The organism is Streptomyces tsukubensis, from assembly GCF_003932715.1.
Lineage (GTDB): Bacteria > Actinomycetota > Actinomycetes > Streptomycetales > Streptomycetaceae > Streptomyces > Streptomyces tsukubensis.
Window position 1 is genome coordinate 4246273 of record NZ_CP020700.1, and the last position, 19158, is coordinate 4265430.

18 protein-coding genes are annotated in these 19158 nt (G+C 71.9%); 12 read left to right on the forward strand and 6 right to left on the reverse strand.

Features of this window, described 5'->3' with window-relative positions; genetic code table 11:
• Positions 1-140 precede the first annotated feature (140 nt).
• The 10 genes from B7R87_RS17335 to B7R87_RS17380 all read left to right on the forward strand — a co-directional run bounded on the left by B7R87_RS17335 (position 141) and on the right by B7R87_RS17380 (position 9632).
• Positions 141-1424 carry a sensor histidine kinase gene (locus B7R87_RS17335; protein WP_233168856.1) on the forward strand — a complete coding sequence of 428 codons (1284 nt, stop codon included), beginning with the start codon at positions 141-143 and terminating at the stop codon, positions 1422-1424.
• Positions 1421-2140, forward strand: coding sequence for a response regulator (locus tag B7R87_RS17340; protein WP_006347782.1), 720 nt, complete (start codon positions 1421-1423; stop codon positions 2138-2140). Before B7R87_RS17335 ends, B7R87_RS17340 begins: the two co-directional genes overlap by 4 nt.
• A 109-nt stretch (positions 2141-2249) precedes the next feature.
• Positions 2250-3611, forward strand: coding sequence for a ricin-type beta-trefoil lectin domain protein (locus tag B7R87_RS17345; protein WP_006347781.1), 1362 nt, complete (start codon positions 2250-2252; stop codon positions 3609-3611).
• A 71-nt stretch (positions 3612-3682) separates the two neighbouring features.
• Positions 3683-4096 (forward strand): DUF3151 domain-containing protein, encoded by a 414-nt coding sequence (locus B7R87_RS17350; RefSeq protein WP_006347780.1) that lies wholly within the window; start codon positions 3683-3685, stop codon positions 4094-4096.
• Positions 4097-4257: 161 nt separating this feature from the next.
• Positions 4258-5205, forward strand: coding sequence for a tryptophan 2,3-dioxygenase family protein (locus B7R87_RS17355; protein ID WP_006347779.1), 948 nt, complete (start codon positions 4258-4260; stop codon positions 5203-5205).
• A 37-nt stretch (positions 5206-5242) separates the two neighbouring features.
• The gene (gene kynU / locus B7R87_RS17360) at positions 5243-6514 is read left to right on the forward strand and encodes a kynureninase (RefSeq protein ID WP_006347778.1); all 1272 of its coding nucleotides are present in this window, start codon (positions 5243-5245) and stop codon (positions 6512-6514) included.
• A 95-nt stretch (positions 6515-6609) separates the two neighbouring features.
• Entirely contained in the window at positions 6610-7686 is a 1077-nt protein-coding gene (locus B7R87_RS17365) for an alpha/beta hydrolase (protein WP_233168857.1), read from the forward strand.
• A 96-nt stretch (positions 7687-7782) separates the two neighbouring features.
• Positions 7783-8604, forward strand: a complete 822-nt coding sequence (locus B7R87_RS17370; protein ID WP_006347775.1) for an NAD(P)H-binding protein — start codon at positions 7783-7785, stop codon at positions 8602-8604.
• Positions 8605-8702: 98 nt separating this feature from the next.
• A complete protein-coding gene (locus B7R87_RS17375) occupies positions 8703-9167 on the forward strand; it encodes a pyridoxamine 5'-phosphate oxidase family protein (protein ID WP_006347774.1) in 465 nt (154 codons plus the stop codon).
• Between the two features lie 246 nt (positions 9168-9413).
• Positions 9414-9632, forward strand: a complete 219-nt coding sequence (locus B7R87_RS17380) for a hypothetical protein (protein WP_006347773.1) — start codon at positions 9414-9416, stop codon at positions 9630-9632.
• An 87-nt stretch (positions 9633-9719) separates the two neighbouring features.
• Here B7R87_RS17380 and B7R87_RS17385 read toward each other — a convergent pair whose 3' ends face one another.
• The 4 genes from B7R87_RS17385 to B7R87_RS17400 all read right to left on the reverse strand — a co-directional run bounded on the left by B7R87_RS17385 (position 9720) and on the right by B7R87_RS17400 (position 14321).
• Positions 9720-10925 carry a cytochrome P450 gene (locus B7R87_RS17385; protein ID WP_006347772.1) on the reverse strand — a complete coding sequence of 402 codons (1206 nt, stop codon included), beginning with the start codon at positions 10923-10925 and terminating at the stop codon, positions 9720-9722.
• A 64-nt stretch (positions 10926-10989) separates the two neighbouring features.
• Entirely contained in the window at positions 10990-11658 is a 669-nt protein-coding gene (locus B7R87_RS17390; RefSeq protein ID WP_006347771.1) for a response regulator, read from the reverse strand.
• Positions 11655-13100: a sensor histidine kinase gene (locus tag B7R87_RS17395; protein WP_006347770.1), complete on the reverse strand. Its 1446-nt coding sequence runs from the start codon at positions 13098-13100 to the stop codon at positions 11655-11657. The genes B7R87_RS17390 and B7R87_RS17395 overlap by 4 nt, the downstream gene beginning before the upstream one ends.
• Positions 13101-13520: 420 nt before the next feature.
• A complete protein-coding gene (locus tag B7R87_RS17400; RefSeq protein ID WP_130584962.1) occupies positions 13521-14321 on the reverse strand; it encodes a diacylglycerol kinase family protein in 801 nt (266 codons plus the stop codon).
• A 164-nt stretch (positions 14322-14485) separates the two neighbouring features.
• Here B7R87_RS17400 and B7R87_RS17405 point away from each other — a divergent pair, with 164 nt between their 5' ends.
• Positions 14486-15769, forward strand: a complete 1284-nt coding sequence (locus B7R87_RS17405; protein ID WP_006347768.1) for an adenylosuccinate synthase — start codon at positions 14486-14488, stop codon at positions 15767-15769.
• A 225-nt stretch (positions 15770-15994) separates the two neighbouring features.
• Positions 15995-16558, forward strand: coding sequence for an RICIN domain-containing protein (locus B7R87_RS17410; protein ID WP_100249140.1), 564 nt, complete (start codon positions 15995-15997; stop codon positions 16556-16558).
• Positions 16559-16587: 29 nt separating this feature from the next.
• Here the strand turns inward: B7R87_RS17410 and B7R87_RS17415 are convergent, their stop codons facing one another.
• Entirely contained in the window at positions 16588-16977 is a 390-nt protein-coding gene (locus B7R87_RS17415; protein ID WP_040915327.1) for a hypothetical protein, read from the reverse strand.
• 199 nt (positions 16978-17176) lie between these two features.
• Positions 17177-19081, reverse strand: a complete 1905-nt coding sequence (locus B7R87_RS17420; RefSeq protein WP_040915326.1) for an ABC transporter ATP-binding protein — start codon at positions 19079-19081, stop codon at positions 17177-17179.
• Positions 19082-19158 lie beyond the last annotated feature (77 nt).

Consider the following 19158-nt stretch of genomic DNA (forward strand, 5'->3'; position numbering starts at 1 on the left):
GCCGGGCTCGTAGGCTGACGGCGCCCGTACCGGCGGCGGTTGACGCTTGACGTTTGACGCTCGACGTATCGACGACGGCGGTCGGCGCTCCGACGGCGGCGGGCCGCGGAGGGCGGGCGCCGGAGGGGGGAGCCGTGGCGGTGTCGGAAGCACTGTGGAACGTACTGGTCGTACTGCCCGTTCTCGTCTGCGCGGGGACGGTCGGCTGGGCGGCCGTGTGCACCTGGACGGTGCGCCGGGCCGGGGGTGCGTGGGGCGCCGGGGGCGTACGGGAGGGGCTGGCGCCCGCGACCGCGGGGTGCGCGCTGCTCTCCGCCGCCGCGACGTTCCTCGTACCGGTGGAGCAGGGATACGGGCCCGTGCCGGACGACACTGCCGTCCAGCGCTCCTACTGGAGCCTCGCCGAGGCCGGGCTGCTGTTGCTGCTCGTGATGGCAGTCGTCAGGTTCGCGCCCGCGGCGGGGGTGCGTCTCGCGGTGCCGTTCGTCGCGCTCGCGGTCTCCGTCTGGCCCCTGGTCCTCATCGACGGTTCGTTCCTCGAAGGCGTGGGCGTGGTCGCCTTCTGGCTGCTGCCGGTGGCCGTCGCCGTGGGCGCGGGGGCCTATCCGCGCCGGGCCGCGGACCGGCGCCGGCAGGCGGTCGACGAGGCCCGCCGGGAGCAGCGGCTCCGGCTCTCCCGCGATCTGCACGACTTCGTGGCCCATGACATCAGCGGCATCGTGGTCCAGGCGCAGGCCGCGCGCTTCGTGGCGGAGGCCGACCCCGGGCAGGCGCTGGCCGCGCTGGAACGTATCGAACGGGCCGGGCTGAACGCCCTGGCGTCCATGGACCGTACGGTCGCGATGCTCCACACGGCCGGTGTGGCCGACGGCGCCCCGCCTGGCCCGGACCGACTGCCCGCTCTGGTGGCCGACTTCGGCGCCGCGGGCGGGGCGGTCGCGGTGCTGGACGCGGACGGGGAGGCGCTGGGCGCGCTGACCCGGGAGGCCGGGGCGGCGGCGTACCGGATCGTGGCGGAGGCGCTGACGAACGTGCGGCGGCACGCGCCGGGCGCGACCCGCGTCGCCGTACGGATCCGGCGTACGGGAGGCGGTATCGAGGTCTCCGTCGTCGACGACGGCGGCCGCGGGGCTGCCGGGACGGCCCGGTTCCGGCTGCCGCGCCGGGCGCACTGGGCCGGTGGGCTCGGGCTGCCCGCGCTCACCGAGCACATCACCGCACTCGGCGGGGCGCTGACCGCCGGGCCGGTTGCGGGTGCCGGGCCGCGGGGAGCAGTGGCCGCGGCGGGCGGCTGGCGTGTCACGGCGGTGTTCCCCGGCCCGGAGCCCGAAGAGCCGGACCGGGCTGCCCCGACTCCGGGGCCTCCGACCTATCCGACGCCCCCGAGCCCGTACCCGAATCCCGGCCCGAAAGGCGCACTGTGACCACCGGCCCCACCACATCAGGCCCCACGACCACCGGCCCGACCCGGATCCTGCTCGCCGACGACCAGGACGACATCCGCAGCGGCTTCCGGCTGATCCTCGACTCCCAGCCGGATATGACGGTCGTCGGCGAGGCGGCGGACGGCATCACCGCCGTCGCCCTCGCCCGGGAACTCCGCCCCGATCTGGTCGTCGCCGATATCCGGATGCCCGGCCTCGACGGTCTGGAGGTCACCCGGCGGCTCGCGGGCCCCGAAGTGGCCGACCCCGTACGCGTACTGATCGTCACCACCTTCGACCACGACGACCAGGTCCGTACGGCGCTGCGTGACGGGGCCTGCGGGTTTCTGCTGAAGCGCTCCGGGCCGGGGCTGCTGATCGAAGGGGTACGGGCCGCGATGTCGGGCGATGTGCTGATCAGCCCGCAGCTGACGGTACGGCTGCTCCGGGCCCCCGCCCCTGCTCCCGCCCCCGTTGTCGTACCCGCAAGGCGGCCGCCCGGGGGCCGCGCGGACTCCCCGCTGACACCGCGCGAGGCGGAGATCGTCCGTCTGGTGGCCGAGGGACTGACCAACGCGGAGATCGGCACCGCGCTCTTCATCTCCGCCGGGACGGTGAAGACCCATATGGCGAATGTGCAGGCCAAGCTGGGGGTACGGAACCGGGTCGCCATGGCGGCCTGGCACTTCGACCGGCCCGCCCACCCCTCTTCATGATCATTTATCGGTTGTTTATTGCGGTCCCCGAAGCTGAACCGGTCTTGATCACGCAGGACGCGCAGGACGCGCAGACCGCGCGTCCGCGAAGAAGAAGTGGACGGACCATATGCGGAAAAATGCTTCGGGCCCCGGGCCCCGCTGGAGACCGACGACGACCGGACTGCCGAGCCGGCTGACGGCGGTATGGCTGGCGGTGGTGTCCGTGCTGACCCTCGGGATCGTCGCCGTACCGACCCCCGCCCAGGCGGTCCCGCCGGACGGCTGGAACAACCGGCATCTCGACGAAATCACCCTGCTCGGCAGCCACAACGGCTTCGCCAACGACTCCGACGGCGTGTTCGGCGCCGGGCGGAACCAGAGCTTCTCGCTCCATGACCAGATCAACCAGCTGAACGTCCGCGCCACCGAACTGGACATCTACGGTACGGCGAACGGGGTGTGGACCTATCACACCACCAACTGGACCGGCGGCGGCAAGCGCCTGCGCCAGCACCTCTACACCATCAAGGACTTCCTCGACCGGAACCGGAACGAGGTCTTCGTCCTCACCCTCCAGGACAACACCACCCCCGACCAGCTGCGGGACGAGTTCGCCTCGGTGCCGGGCCTGACCGACCTGGCCCTCAACCCGTGGGAGTGGAACGTCCGCTACCAGGGCTGGCCGAAGGTCTCCGACATGGTGGACCGGAACAAGCGGCTGCTGATGCTCTCCGGCAGGAACGACAAGGGGCATCTGAACGTCCACCACATGCGGGAGTGGACGATGCAGAACCACTACAACGACGGTATCGGCGTCTGCACCGACCGCAAGGGTGACGGGATCTCCACCCAGCTGGGGGCCCCGGGACAGGGGGAGACCTTCAACGGCTTCTCGAACACCAACGCCCGCGCCTTCCAGAAGCTCTTCTTCGCCAACAACTTCTCCGCCCGTACCTACAACGACTTCCACTGGTCGGCGCGGGCATGCGAGGGGAAGACGGAGGGCCGGATGCCGAACATGATCTCCACGGACTGGATCGGTCACGGCGGCAACCGTGACGCGGAGCGGTTCGTCAACGCCGCCAACCGGTCCGTCAGCTGGACGATGGGCAGCCTCTGTATCGACGTCGAGGGCGGGCGCACCGGGAACGGCACCCCGGTACAGATCTGGGGCTGCAACTGGAGCAATTCCCAGGCCTGGCGGCGGGTTCCCGTCGACGGTGTCGGCTTCGAGCTGCGGGCCCTCGGACAGTGTCTCGATGTGGCGGGCGGCCGTGCGGTCCGCGGCAACAAGATCCAGATCTACGGCTGCAACGGCACCATGTCCCAGCGCTGGGCCCACGAGGGATCCAGCGGCAACCGGCTGCGGAACCTGGTGACGAACATGTGCATCGACCTGCCGAACCGGAACGGCACACCCGGGGTGGACTTGCAGCTCTGGGACTGCGACGGGAGCGTCGGGCAGCGCTTCGACTGGAACCTGGCCTGAGCGGCGGGCCCGGAGTCCCGGGCACCCCGGCAGCCGGCCGGGGTGCCCCCTTGATGGGGGAGACTGGGCCCATGTCCATTCATGAGAATCTGCTCGGGGGACCGCCCCCCACGCATCTGCCCGACGAAGCCGGGCCCCGGGAGGCGCTCGCCGCCGGGCGCAGCGCGACGGAGGTCGCCGCCCAGTACCCCACCTCGTCGCTGGCCTGGGCGCTCCTCGCCGACGAGGCGTTCGAGGGCGGGCGGACCGTCGAGTCGTACGCCTACGCCCGTACCGGCTACCACCGCGGCCTGGACGCGCTGCGCCGCAACGGCTGGAAGGGCCACGGCCCGGTGCCGTGGGAGCACGAGCCGAACCGCGGCTTCCTGCGCGCCCTGCACGCCCTCGCCCGCGCCGCCGGCACGATCGGTGAGAAGGACGAGTACGAGCGCTGCTCGACGTTCCTGCGCGACTCGTCGCCGCTCGCCGCCGACACCCTGGGCTGACGGACGGCCCGGGCCCGTCGTCGACGACGCCCGTGTCCCCCTGGTGCGGATGTACCTGGAGGGGGCACGGGTGTCGGTCTACTATGCGCGTGGGGACCGGAGCTCCCACCCACCAACAGGAAGGGGCGGACCGCTACCCGGACACACATCGAGGAGACGAGATGTCCCAGTCCGCTGCGCACGATTCCCCGGCGTGTGAAGCCACCGCGCCGCCCGCGGATCCCGCGCACCCCCACACCAGCGGGCAGAGCGCCGAGCACGCCAAGCCCGCCGACGGCAACGCCGCCGACGAGGCCGCCGAAGCGCCGACCGTCGACTTCGCCGGCACCACCCCTTACGAGGACTACGTCCAGGCGGATGTCCTCACCCACCTGCAGCGGCCCCTCTCGGACGATCCCGGGGAGATGGTCTTCCTCGTCACCACCCAGGTGATGGAGCTGTGGTTCACCGTCATCGTCCACGAGTGGGAGACCGCGGCCGGGGCCCTGCGCGGCGACGACATCCCCGTCGCCATAGCCGCACTCAAGCGCTCGGTGCGCGAGCTGGAGGCCCTCAACGCCTCCTGGCGGCCGCTCGGGCAGCTCACCCCCGCGCAGTTCAACTCCTACCGCGGCGCCCTCGGCGAGGGCTCCGGCTTCCAGTCGGCGATGTACCGCCGTATGGAGTTCCTGCTGGGCGACAAGTCGGCGTCCATGCTGGTCCCGCACCGCGGCGCGCCCCGCGTCCACGCCGAGCTGGAGCGGGCGCTGGCCGAGCCGAGCCTGTACGACGAGGTGCTGGCGCTGCTGGCCCGCTGCGGCCGGGCCGTTCCGGAGGCCGTACTGCGCCGCGACCCGTCGCTCCGGTACGAGCCGGACGAGGGCGTGGAGGCGGTCTGGTCGGAGATCTACGGCGATCCGGACCGGGACGAGGAGCTGGTACGGCTCGGAGAGGCGCTGACCGACGTCGCAGAACTGGTGTGGCGCTGGCGCAACGACCATCTGGTGGCGACCCGCCGCGCGATGGGCGCCAAGACCGGTACGGGCGGTTCCGCCGGGGTGGCCTGGCTGGAGAAGCGGGCCCGCCGCAATGTGTTCCCGGAGCTGTGGACGGCGCGCAGCCATGTCTGAGGCATCCGAGGCGTTGGAGGCATTCGGGATGTCAGAGATGTCGGAGATGTCCGGGATGTCGGGGGTATCCGATCTGCGGGCCCGGGCGGCGGCGCTCGATGCGGCCGACGCGCTCCGCCCCGTACGCGACCGCTTCACCCTCCCCGACGGCGTCGTCTATCTCGACGGCAACTCCCTGGGCGCGCTCCCCGCGCACGTTCCCGGCCGGATCACCGATGTCATCGGCCGGCAGTGGGGCGAGCTGGGGATCCGGTCGTGGACCGAGAGCGGCTGGTGGGAGGCGCCGGAGCGGATCGGGGACCGGATCGCGCCCCTGGTCGGGGCCGGGCCAGGACGGATCGTCGTCGGTGACTCGACGAGCGTGAACGTCTTCAAGGCCGTGGTCGGAGCGGTCCGGCTGGCGGGCGCGGGGCGTACGGAAATCCTCGTGGACGCCACGACCTTCCCCACCGACGGCTATATCGCCGCGTCGGCGGCCCGGCTGACCGGCTGTACACCGGTGCCGGTCGATCCGGCCGACGCGGAGTCGTTCCGGGCCGCGCTCGGGCCGCGGACCGCCGCCGTACTGCTGAACCACGCGGACTACCGCTCCGGCCGGCTCCACGATCTGCCCGCCCTCACGGCGGCCGCCCGGGCCGCGGGCGCGCTCACGGTGTGGGACCTGTGCCACAGCGCGGGCGCCCTGCCGGTGGGGCTGGACGCGCACGGTGTGGACCTCGCCGTCGGCTGCACGTACAAGTATCTGAACGGGGGCCCCGGCGCCCCCGCCTTCCTGTACGTCGCGGAGCGCCACCAGGCGGCCTTCGACTCGCCGCTGCCGGGCTGGAACTCCCATGCGGAACCCTTCGCGATGGAACCGGAGTACGCGGCCGTGGCCGGGATCCGGCGCGGCCGGGTCGGGACGCCCGACATCCTGTCGATGCTCGCGCTGGAGGCCGCGCTCGATGTGTGGGACGGGGTCGGCATCGAGGCGGTACGGGCCAAGAGCCTGGCACTGACCGACTTCTTCCTGGAGTGCACGGCGGCCTATGCGGGGCTCGACGGGCGTCCGCTGACCCTGCTGACACCGGAGCGGCACGAGGAGCGCGGCAGCCAGATCGCGCTGGGGTGCGCCGGCTCCGCGACGGCAGTGATGGAGCGGCTCATCGCCCGCGGTGTGGTGGGGGATCTGCGCAGGCCGGACGTGCTGCGGTTCGGATTCACCCCGCTGTACACGGGCTTCGCCGATGTGGAGCGCGCGGCCGCGGTCCTGGCCGAGGTCCTCGTGGAAGTGGGAGCGGGAGCGCCGGTGGAGCCGGGTTCGCGCTGACGGTGGATCGGCGGGGGCGGTGTGCTGGTACCGTCCCCGCTGATCAGGTTGTTTCCGCGGGCAATTCCGCGCTTCCTCGGGAGGGTTGGAACCGCATGGCGGAACCCAGCGTGCCGGAATCTCAAGCCTCGGGTGCTTCGGGCTCCTCGGGCCGGAACGCCGACGCACCGGTACCGGGGTGCCTCGGGCTGCCGGTACCGGACTTCCGGGCCGCCGCACTTCCGGACCCGGGCTCGGGCTCGGACCCGGGCTCGGAGCCGGAGCCGGAGCCGGACGCCGCCGCCCTCGCGCGGGACGCCGCCGAGGCGGAGGCCGCGTTCGCGCACCCTCCCGTGGCACCCGATACGACCTGGGCGTACGGCGACCACCCCGACCAGATCGTCGACCTCTACGCGCCCCGCGGCCCGGAGCGGGAGAGCGCGCCGCTGGTCGTGGTCTTCCACGGAGGCGCCTGGCGCTCCCCGTACGACCGTGTGCACATCAGCCCGTTCGCGGACTTCCTCGCCCGGCGGGGTTTCGCGGTGGCGAGCGTCGAGTACCGCCGCGGCCGGGACATCCCGCAGCCGCGCGTCTCCGCCTCCTCCGGTGCGGCCGACACCGCCGCGCCGGTCGCCGGGCGCTGGCCGGAGACCTTCGACGACGTGGCGGCGGCCATGGACGCGCTGCCGGAGGCGGTGGCGCGGCTGCTGCCCGGCGCCGACCTGCGGCGCACGGTGCTGACCGGCCACTCCGCGGGCGGCCATCTCGCGCTCTGGGCGGCGGCCCGCCATGTCCTCCCCCGGGGCTCCGCCTGGCGCACCGAAGCGCCCGCGCATCTGCGCGGCGTGGTGGCGCTGGCGCCTCTCGCGGACCTGGCCAAGGCCGCGGAGCTGGGGGTGTGCGGCGGGGCGGTACGGCAACTGCTGGGCGAAGGCACCGAGTTCGCGGAGCGCTGCGCCCTGGCCGATCCGGCGCTGCTGCTGCCCACCGGGATCGCGACGGTCGTGGTCCAGGGGCAGGAGGACATCGTCGTACCCCCGGCGGTGGCGGACGCCTATGCGGAGGCGGCGGCGAAGGCCGGGGAGGCGGTGGGGCTGACCCTGCTGCCGGAGGTGGGCCACTTCCCGCTGATCGACCCGGGGGCGGATGCCTGCGCGGTGGCGGCGGAGGAGATCGCGCAGCTGGCGTGGTGAATCAGGAATCAGGAATCAGGGATCAGGGGTCAGGAAGCAGCATGCCGGTCGACTTGCGGACCGTAGCTGTCCGCAAGTCTCCGTACCTTCTGCACCATGACGAACCTCGTAGCAGGAGCAACCGGAACCGTCGGCCGCCGGATCGTGGCCGAACTGCTCGACCGGGGCCGGGCGGTCCGCGCCCTGACCCGTGATCCCTCCAAGGCGGACTTCCCCGAGGGCGTGGAGGTCTTCGAAGGCGATCTGACGGATCCCGAGACCCTGGTGGCCGCGTTGGAGGGAGTGACGGGCCTCCACCTGATCACCTTCGGCGGCCCGTACTTCACGCCCCTGGAGACCGGCCCCCGCATCCTCGAACTGGCCCGGGAGGCGGGCGTCCGCCGGATCACCGTCCTCAACGGCGGCGGGGACACCCCGCTGGAGACCGCGGTCCGCGCGTCGGACTTCGCGTGGACCGTGGTCATGCCGGTCGAGTTCATGGCGAACGCGCTGTCCTGGGCGGATGCGATCCGCGAGAGCGACGAGGTGCGCGAGCCCTTCGTCGACCGGCTCAGCGCGATGGTCCACGAGGGCGATATCGGCGCGGTCGCGGCGGTGGCGCTGACGGAGGACGGCCATGCGGGGCAGACGTACCTGCTCAGCGGCCCGGAGGTGCTGACGGTCAAGGACAAGACGACGACCCTGGCCCGGGCGCGCGGCCGGGACATCGCGCTGGTGGAGCTGGGCCGGGACGAGGCGATCGCGCAGTGGCGCGAGGCGGGACAGCCGGAGGACGTCATCGACTTCCTGCTGGAGGTGTACGGGAACACTCCGGAGGTCGGCCGCACCGTGAACGACACGGTGCAGCGGGTCACCGGCCGTCCGGCCCGCACGTTCGACGAGTGGGCGAGGGAACACGCGGCGGCGTTCACGGCGTGATCCGGGGGCGGGGGTGGGGGCGGTACCGGGCGGAAGGCGCGCCGCGCGACGCGGTGATGACTGGTCGCGCGCCTCCCCCGCCGTCGATACTCGGCCGCATGGCCCAAGGACCCGCCCCCCGAGCCCTGTCCGACGCCGCGCTGTCGCGCCTGCTGAGCGATGGCCGGTTCGGCACGCTCGCGACCGTGAAGCGCAGCGGTCATCCGCATCTGGCGACGATGCTGTACCACTGGGACCCGGAGACCCGGACCGTACGGTTCTCCACCCTCGAAGACCGCCTCAAGGCGGTCCACGTCCGGACCGACCCCCGGGCCTCGGTCCATGTCCAGGGCCCCGACATCTGGTCCTTCGCGGTGGCCGAGGGCGAGGCGGAGGTGTCCGCACCGACGACCGCCCCCGGGGACGGGACCGGCCGGGAACTCCTCTCGATGATCCCCGCGGAATCCCGCCCGTCCCCGGCGGAGGAGACCGCCTGGTTCGAACAGCAGGTGGCCGAGCGCCGCGTGGTGATCCGTCTGAAGGCAACCAGGCTCTACGGCACGGCGCTGGACATCAGCGGCTAGGCCGTGTCGTCAAAATCCCGCCTGGCCCGCGACGCCCGGCACGCACACTCTCCCCCTGTGCCCTTCGGGCACGGGAGGTGCCCCCAGCGTTGTCGGGATTTCCCGAGTACGCCCAGTACGAGGGAAACCCTCCGCCTTGCGATTGCACGCACCTGGGGGTCCCCCCAGCCGCAGGGCTGGGGGAGCCGCAGGCCCCGCCCTTCGGGCGGACGGCGCCATTTTGACGACACGACCTAGCATTCCCGCGTGTCAGGTGACCAGGTGGAGGAGCTCCGTGAGCTCGCGGACAACGCCTCCGGCTACGGGGCGGAGGCGGTGGCCCGCCGGATCCGTCATCGGCTGCTGGGCGATGACCTTCGGCGCTACCAGGAAGAACACGGGAGCTTCAGCGGCGAGGAACTCGCCGAAGCCCGGTCGAGGATCTCCGGTACGGCTCCCGTGTCCGAGGGCACGGGAGCCGTATGAACCGGCGGGTCGCGGTGGTCGTCCCGGACTCGGAAGGCGGACCGGCCCGGATTGCCCGGGACCGGAAGTCCTCGCGCCTCGCGGTGGTTACAGCTCCACCGGCAGTGCGTGGACGCCCCTGATCACATAGCCCGGCTTCCACTCCGGCTCCCCCGCCAGGCGCATCGTCGGGGCCTCGCGGAGCAGTTCGCCGAAGGAGGCCGCCAGTTCGATCCGGGCCAGCGGGGCGCCCAGGCAGAAGTGGATGCCCGCGCCGAAGGTGATGTGCGGATTGTCGGTACGGGACAGGTCGAGCCGGTCCGGATCGTCGAAGCGCTCCGGGTCGCGGTTGGCCGAGCCGAAGAGCAGGGCCAGTTCGGCGCCGCGCGGGACGACCGTGCCGCCGATCTCGATATCGTCGAGGACCCACCGCTCGAACATCTGGAGCGGGGTGTCGAAGCGCATCAGCTCCTCCACCGCCGTCGGCAGCAGCGCATGGTCGGCGCGGAGGGCGGCCAGCTGCTCCGGGTGGCGGAAGAGCGTCCACCAGCCGTTGGCCGTGGTGTTCACGGTCGCCTCGTGGCCCGCGTTCAGCAACAGCACACAGGTGGAGATCATCTCCTGCTCGCTGAGCCGGTCGCCCTCGTCGTAGGCGGCGATCAGCGCCGAGATCAGGTCCTCGCCCGGGTCGGTGCGCCGCTGGGCGATCAGCGTCCGCAGATACGCGGAGAATTCGACCGACGCCGTCACCGCCTTCCGCGCGGTCTCCTCCGACGGGTTCAGCTCGAACATCCCGCAGATATCGGCGGACCAGGGCCGCAGCAGATACCGGTCCGGCTCCGGGATGCCCAGCATCTCCGCGATCACCGCGACCGGCAGCGGTTCCGCGATATCCGCCAGCAGGTCCCCGCCGCCGTCCTTCTTCAGCCCGGCGACCAGCTCCGCCGCCAGCCTGCGCACGGTCGGCTCCAGCGCGGCCACCGTCCGGGGCGTGAACGCCTTGGTGACCAGCCGCCGGATCCTGGTGTGGTCCGGGGCCTCCAGGTCGAGGATCCCGTTGTCGTTGAGGGTGTGGAACGGCTCGTGCTCCGGCGGCGGGGCCGTCCGGCCGAACTCCTCGTGGCTGAAGCGGTGGAGGTACGTCCGCCCCAGCCTGCGGTCCCGCAGCAGCGCCGACACATCGGCGTAGTGGGGGACCAGCCACTGCCGCGTCGGCTCGAACCAGTGCACCCGCCCATCGGCCCGCAGCCGCTCGTAGGCGGGGTACGGATCAGCGACGAAGGCGGGTGACCATGGCTCGAAAAGTGCGTCCATAATCGGACGTTAACCGCCGGTAGGGGGTTCTGGCCAGGCCCCCACCAGCACGGATGCCGAAAAGCTATGAAGGCGTGACGAGCCGGGCCTCGTAGGCGAATACAGCGGCCTGGGTCCGGTCCCGCAGCCCCAGCTTCACCAGTACCCGGCTGACGTGCGTTTTGATCGTCGACTCGGCGACCACCAGATGCTCCGCGATCTCCGCGTTCGACAGCCCCTGCGCGATCAGTACGAGGACCTCCGTCTCCCGCTCGGTGAGATCACCGACCTGGGCCACGGCCCCCGCTTTCGGCGCCTGGGTGATCCGGGAGAACTCGGTGATCAGCCGGCGGGTCACGGTCGGGGCCAGCAGCGCCTCGCCCGCGGCGACGACCCGGACGCCGTCCGCGAGCTGCCGGGCGGAGGCGTCCTTCAGCAGGAACCCGGACGCCCCCGCGCGCAGCGCCTGGTACACGTACTCGTCCAGGTCGAACGTGGTCAGCACCAGCACCTTGGTTTCGGCGGCCGAGGCGACGATCTCGCGGGTGGCTTCGATCCCGTTCAGCTCCGGCATCCGGATGTCCATCAGGATCACGTCGGGCGCCAGCTCGGCGACCTTGGTGACCGCCTCGCGGCCGTTGACGGCCTCACCGACGACCTCGATGTCCGGCATGGCGTTGAGGAGGACGGAGAAGCCTTCCCGGACCATCATCTGGTCGTCGCAGATCATGACGCGGATGGCGGAGGCGGTCATGAGGGCTTCTCCTCGGTGGGGGCGGTCACGGCGGTGGGCTTCTCCAGGATGACGGTCCGCCGCTCCTCTCCGGCCGCCGGGCCCGTACCGTGGGTGCCGGGGTTCCCGGTGGCACGCGCCCGCTCCGGTCCCGCCGGCTCCGGCTCCGGCGTCGTCTCCTGCTCCGTGAGCGCGACCGGGACGAACGCGACCACCTCGTACCCGCCGTCCCGCGTCGCCCCGGCCGTCAGCTCGCCGCCGAGCATCGCGATCCGCTCCCGCATCCCGGTGATCCCGTGCCCGGCGCCCGGCGACGGCCGCACCTCGCCCTGCGGCGCGGTGTTCACCACCCGCAGCCCGAGCCCCCCGAGGACATAGCTGACCTCCACCCGGGCGGTCGCGCCGGGCGCATGGCGCAGCACGTTGCTCAGCGCTTCCTGCACGATGCGGTACGCGGACAGCTCGACGCCCTGGGGAAGGGGCCGGACCGCTCCGGTGACGATCTTCTCCGCGTCGAGACCGGTCTCCCGGACATTGGCGACGAGGCTGTCGAGGTCGGCGAGGACGGGCTGGGGCGCGTCGGGCGCCTCGTAGTCCTCCGCGCGGACGACCCCGAGGATGCGGCGCAGCTCGGTCAGGGCGGAGACGGCGTTCTCGCGGATGGTGGCGAAGGCCTTCACCAGCTCCTCGGGCGGGTCCTCGACGCGGTAGGGCGCGGCCTCGGCCTGGATGGCCACCACGGACATGTGGTGGGCGACGACGTCGTGCAGTTCGCGGGCGATGGTCGTGCGCTCCTCCAGTACGGTCCGCTTGCCGCGCTCCACGGCGGTCACGGTCCGCTCGGCGCGCACCTCCTGGTCGGCGGTCCTGCGGACACTGATCGCGACGGCCACCACGAGCACCACGGCGGAGGCCAGGAACATCTGCGGATTGTTCTGGAAGTAGAAGTCGCCGATGACGACCTCGGCGCCGACGCTGCTGGCGGTGGTGAGCAGCCACATCCAGGCGGCGGTCCTGGGCCGGGACCGGACCGCGATCACGAACATGATCAGCAGATGGGCGACGAAGGCGCCCGGCAGCCAGTGGTAGGAGTCGTAGTAGCCGGTGAACAGCGAGGTCCAGGTGGGCGCGGTCAGGGTGAGCCAGAAGGCGCCGACGGGCCGGATCACGGCAAGGGCGATCAGCGCGGCCGGCAGCATGTTTTCGAAGAACATGTCGGCGTTCAGCCCCTGGTAGACCAGTCCGGCCATGGCGATGACGGCCGCGACGGAGAGTATGAAGGCGTGCGGTACCCATTGCACGCCCTTCCGTATCAGGTCGGGCAGCCCTCCGAGCAGGGGCCCGTCGGTTCGCATCGGCGGCAAGGGGCGGTAGGCGAAGGCGTCGTGGATGAGGTCCTCCCGTAGGCCGTGGAGGACCCCGACGGCCAGGTGGTATTCGGGGCTGCGGTTCGTCTCGGTCACGACAACGACGGTACGGGGGCCGTGGGGGCCCGTCGTCCGTACGGATACGGATCCCGCGCCGTCCGCCTCAAGGACTACGCCCCCTCCTCAGGACGGGCAAGCACCCCCGCGCCGCCAGGCGTTTCCCGGGCCGCTGGGCGGGGGCCCAGGGGCGCTGGGGGCACCTCCCACGCCGCCAGGCGTAGGTGGAGGAACTGCGCGATCGGCCACGGACTGCCCGCAGTCGGTTACGGCGCATTCCCCTGCGGGCAGGTGTTTTCCGGGTCCCTGGCCAGGAGCACTCAGGGGCGCTGGGGGCACCTCCCACGCCGCCAGGCGTAGGGGGAGGAACTGCGCGACCAGCCACAGACTGCCCGCAGTCGGCAACGTGACAGCAACCCGCCCCCACCTGACCCGCCCCCCCCAACCCCGCCGGACGGCTCACGGCAGGGTCAGGCCCCACGCCCCCGCCCTCAGCACCCACGTCCTCGTCCTCACCGGTCCCGTGACCGTCGTGTCCGCCCGGTAGCGGAAGTCCGCTCCGGAGACCGTCACCGTCGACGCCTTCACGGTGACCGGCCGGCCCGGCGCGGGGTGGTGCACGGTGACCACCGCACGCCCGTGCGCCGTACGGAGAGTGACTCCTGCCACTTCCTGGTGGAGATCGCACAGCAGCGCGCCGTCCGCCTCCACCCGCAGCCGGTGGCCGGGACCGGGCTCGGGCGCGGGTGCGGCCCGCCGCGCTCCCCGCCGCCCCCGGAACAGCGCCCGCCACGCGCCCCGCAGCGCCGTCCCGGCCCCGCCGCGGCCGCCCGGCGGCGCCGGGATGGCCACATCCCCGACCACGATCCCGTCGCTCTCGTCGACCAGCAGGTCGAGCCGGCGCACCACCCCGTCCAGCACCGCACGCGCCGCCGCGACCGGCCCCGGCGGCACGCCCAGGGAGTGCGCGAGCCCCACCCCGGGCCCCACCGGGACCAGGGAGAGCGTGCCGTCGCCCGGCGGCCGGTCGCGGTGCAGCAGGGCGACCGCGCGCAGCAGCGCCCGGTCGTCGCCGACGATCACGGGCCGCCGGGAGCCCCGCCGGGCGAGCGCCCTGGCGAACTCCTCCGGACTCTCCGGAAGGCAGATTTTCGCCCGCGATCCACCGCACAGCACATCTTTCGCGATCCGCACGGACTCGCCGTCATTACGGCGGGCGACCGGGTCGATGACCACCAGGAGCTGGTCGTGAGCCGACACCTCGGTCCTTCCTCGGGTAGCATCTTTGTGCAAGAGCCCCTTGCGCGATTGCGCCAGGGGCTTCGTCTATTCCGGGGCAACCGGTCCAATGGATCCAGGACGAACGAGGGACGCACTGATCCCCCTGACCTTGGACATGCCCCGCCCGGAAGGGGTGTACGCCTGTGCCCGCACTTGTGCTGCTCGGTGCTCAGTGGGGTGACGAGGGCAAGGGGAAGGCCACCGACCTCCTCGGTGGATCCGTCGACTATGTGGTGCGTTACCAGGGCGGCAACAATGCCGGCCACACGGTCGTCGTCGGCGACCAGAAGTACGCACTGCACCTCCTCCCCTCCGGGATCCTCTCACCGGGGTGCACCCCGGTGATCGGCAACGGCGTGGTGGTCGACCCGGCCGTCCTTCTTTCCGAGCTGAGCGGGCTCAACGATCGGGGCATCGACACCTCGAAGCTCCTGATCAGCGGAAACGCCCATCTGATCACCCCGTACAACGTCACGCTGGACAAGGTGACGGAACGGTTCCTCGGAACGCGCAAGATCGGCACCACGGGCCGTGGCATCGGCCCGACCTACGCCGACAAGATCAACCGTGTGGGCATCCGGGTCCAGGACCTCTACGACGAGTCGATCCTGACCCAGAAGGTCGAGGCGGCGCTGGAGGCGAAGAACCAGCTCCTCGCCAAGGTCTTCAACCGCCGGGCCATCGAGTCCGAGCGGATCGTCGAGGAGATGCTCCAGTACGCGGACCGGATCCGGCCGTACGTCGCGGACACCACGCTGATCCTGAACAACGCCATCGACGAGGGCAAGGTCGTGCTCTTCGAGGGCGGCCAGGGCACCCTGCTGGACGTCGACCACGGCACGTACCCCTTCGTCACCTCGTCGAACCCGACGGCGGGCGGCGCGTGCACGGGTGCGGGCGTCGGCCCCACCAAGATCAGCCGGGTCATCGGCATCCTCAAGGCGTACACGACCCGCGTCGGTGCCGGCCCGTTCCCGACGGAGCTGTTCGACGAGGACGGCGAGGCGCTGCGCCGTATCGGCGGCGAGCGGGGTGTGACCACCGGCCGTGACCGCCGCTGCGGCTGGTTCGACGCGGTGATCGCCCGTTACGCGACCCGGGTCAACGGCCTGACGGACTTCTTCCTCACCAAGCTGGACGTCCTCACCGGCTGGGAGCAGATCCCGGTCTGCGTCGCGTACGAGATCGACGGCAAGCGGGTCGAGGAGCTGCCGTACTCGCAGACCGACTTCCACCACGCCAAGCCGGTCTACGAGATGCTGCCGGGCTGGTCGGAGGACATCACCAAGGCCAAGACCTTCGCCGATCTGCCGAAGAACGCGCAGGCGTACGTGAAGGCGCTGGAGGAGATGTCGGGCGCGCCGATCTCGGCGATCGGTGTCGGTCCCGGCCGTACCGAGACCATCGAGATCAACTCCTTCCTCTGACGCGGTGACCCCGGGCGCAGAGCCCGGGGACCGGAGTGCCGGACGGCGCCCCGGGCGGGACCCCGCGGTCCCGCCCGGGGCGCCGCTGTATGCGCTCCGCGTGCGCCCCGGGTGTGCTCATCCGTCTAATGGCGCGTTGTAGCGACCCCCGGCATGGCCGCCCCGAACGCTGGTTACGTATGGCGACGATCAGTAACCGAGTGTGGGTGAAGGGATGGTTGTCCTATGCGTTCTGTGCTGAAGGCGAGTGCCGCTGTTGTCGCGGCTGCCGGTGCGCTGGCCCTGGGGATGTCCGGTACGGCGACGGCGGGCGCGCCGGTGCCGGTGACGGAGGGCGCCGCGGCTGCCGCGGTGAGCGTCCAGAAGGTCACGCTGCGGCTGGCGAGCGACCCGGGTCAGACCGCCGACGTCAGTGGTGCGTCCACCGAGAACGGCGCGAACGTCATCCAGTGGGCGCTGACGCGCAACACCAACCAGCTCTGGGAGCCGGAGGCGACGGGCGGCGGCTACTACCGCTTCAAGGCGGTCCACAGCGGGCTCTGTCTGAACGTCAAGGGCGCCGGCAACGAGGACGGCGCGCAGATCATCCAGTGGACCTGCGGCACCGACGCCAACGAGCAGTGGAAGTTCGTCGCGAAGGGCAACGGCTACCAGCTCGTGGCCCGCTCCAGCGGTAAGTGCCTCAACGTCGAGGGCGGGGTCGGCCAGGGCCGCAACCTCATCCAGTGGACCTGCACGGCCGACGGCGCGGCCAACGACGTCTGGCTGCCGGTCTGGGAGACCGTCTGACGGTGACGGCCGGGGCCGCCGCCGGGTGCTCAGCCCCGGCGGCGGCCCCGCGGGCGTCCGTAGGGCCTTCCGTAGGGCCTTCCGTGGGGACGCCCCGGGGGGACGCGTTTCTCCAGGAACGCCCAGACGCCGAAGAGCGCGGTGGTCGCCGTGGTGGTCCAGAGCACGGGGGCGACCCAGACCGGCGCGGACGAGACCCGTTCGGTCCCGTCGTAGACGCACCACTGGTCGGGCGGGAAGGCGTCGTAGCCGGTGTCGGTGAGATCACCGGAAGCCGCCGCGTAGCGGCAGTCGTGGGACTCCGGCAGCAGCATCAGCAGAGCCGTCGTATAGGCGACGCTCAGGGCGATGAAGGACCAGCTGAACGCGGTCCATAAGGGGCTGCGGTCCGTGTGGGGGCCGGGGGCGCAGGCTGTCATCTCCACATGATGCGGATGGCGGTGGGGGGAGGGGCAGGTGGGGTGGGTGTTGTCCCTGTGATCAAGTGCGCCGGGCCGTGGGGAGGTTGGCCGGTACGGGCCCCGGAACGGCCATCGGCACCGCCCCGGGGCGGGTCGCGGCGGGGCACACCCCACCGCAACCCGCCCCGGGAGCCCGGCACGGTCCACAGAAAACTCTCTAGACCGCAGCCCGCGTCCCCTCTTCCGCGAGGCGTTCCGCGAAGCCTTCCGCGAACTGCGTGTCGTGCAGCTCCGCGTACCGTCCCCCCGCCGCCAGCAGCGCATCGTGCGTCCCCCGCTCCACCACCCGGCCGTCCTCGACCACCAGGATCTGGTCCGCCGCCCGGACCGTGGACAGCCGGTGGGCGATGACCAGGGCCGTACGGTCGGCGAGCGCCTCCGCGAGCGCGGCCTGGACCGCCGCCTCCGAGGTGTTGTCGAGATGTGCGGTCGCCTCGTCGAGGATCACCACCCGCTGCCGGGCCAGCAGCAGCCGGGCGATGGTCATGCGCTGCCGCTCGCCGCCGGAGAGCCGGTAGCCGCGTTCGCCGACGACGGTGTCGAGACCGTCCGGCAGGGCGCGTACGAGTGGGGCCAGCCGGGCCCGTTCCAGCGCGGACCACAGGTCGTCCTCGGTCGCTTCCGGCCGGGCGAGCTGCAGATTCGCCCGTACGGACTCGTGGAAGAGGTGTCCGTCCTGGGTGACCATGCCGACGGTGGCCCGCAGCGATTCCGCCGTCAGCCCGCGGACGTCGACCCCGCCGATCCGGATCGCCCCGGAATCCACGTCGTACAGCCGCGGCAGCAGGCCCGCGATCGTCGACTTGCCCGCGCCCGAGGTACCGACGAGGGCGATCGTCTGCCCCGGTTCGGCGCGGAACGAGATTCCCTTGAGGACCTCGTCGCCGCCGCGGGTGTCCAGCGCCGCGACCTCCTCCAGCGACGCGAGGGAGATCTTGTCGGCGGACGGGTAGCCGAACCGCACGTCGTCGAACTCCACCGACAGCGCGCCGCCGGGCGTCTCGCGGGCATCGTCCGCCTCTTCGATCAGCGGCTTGAGGTCGAGGACCTCGAAGACCCGCTCGAAGCTGACGAGCGCGCTCATCACCTCGACCCGGGCGCCCGCCAGCGCGGTCAGCGGGGCGTAGAGCCTGGTCAGCAGCAGGGCGAGGGCGACGACGGCCCCGGGCTCCATGCTGCCGCGCAGCGCGTACCAGCCGCCGAGTCCGTAGACCAGGGCCAGCGCGAGCGCGGAGACCAGGGTCAGCGCGGTGATGAAGACGGTCTGCGCCATCGCCGTACGGACACCGATGTCCCGTACCCGGCGGGCCCGTTGGGCGAACTCGCGCGACTCCTCGTCGGGCCGCCCGAACAGCTTCACCAGGGTCGCCCCGGGCGCGGAGAACCGTTCGGTCATCCGCGTCCCCATCTCCGCGTCGAGCCGGGCCCCTTCCCGCTGGAGGGCGGCCATCCGGGTGCCCATGCGCCGCGCGGGCAGCACGAACACCGGCAGCAGGACCAGCGCGAGGAGGGTGATCTGCCACGAGAGGGTGAGCATCACGACGAGCGTGAACAGCAGTGTCACCAGATCCCCGGCGACCCCGGACAGTGTGGTGCTGAAGGCCCGCTGCGCGCCGATGACGTCGTTGTTGAGCCTGCTGACCAGCGCGCCGGTACGGGTCCGGGTGAAGAAGGCGACGGGCATCTTCTGCACATGGTCGAAGACGGCCTTCCGCAGGTCGAGGATGAGCCCCTCCCCGAGCCGTGCCGACAACAGGCGCTCGACCAGGCCGAGTCCGGCCTCGGCGACGGCGATGACCGCGATCAGCACCGCGATCTTCACCACGGTCCCGGTCTCGCCGCCGCTGACGATCGTGTTCACGACCCGCCCGGCGAGTACGGGTGTGGCGACGGCCAGCAGTGCGGTGGCGACGCTGAGCGCGAGGAACTGTGCGATGCGTCTGCGGTGAGGCCGGGCGAACTCCCCGATCCGCCGCAGGCTCGCCCGGTTGAAGGGACGCCGGTCCTGCTCGGCGTGCATGGCGCGGTAGGCCTGCACCCAGGCCGTGGTCTCCATACTCATAACGGGAACCGTAGAACCTCAACTAATCTTGAGGTCAACTGCCGAGGCGGCCGGGCGCCCTCGGGAGTCACGACGGC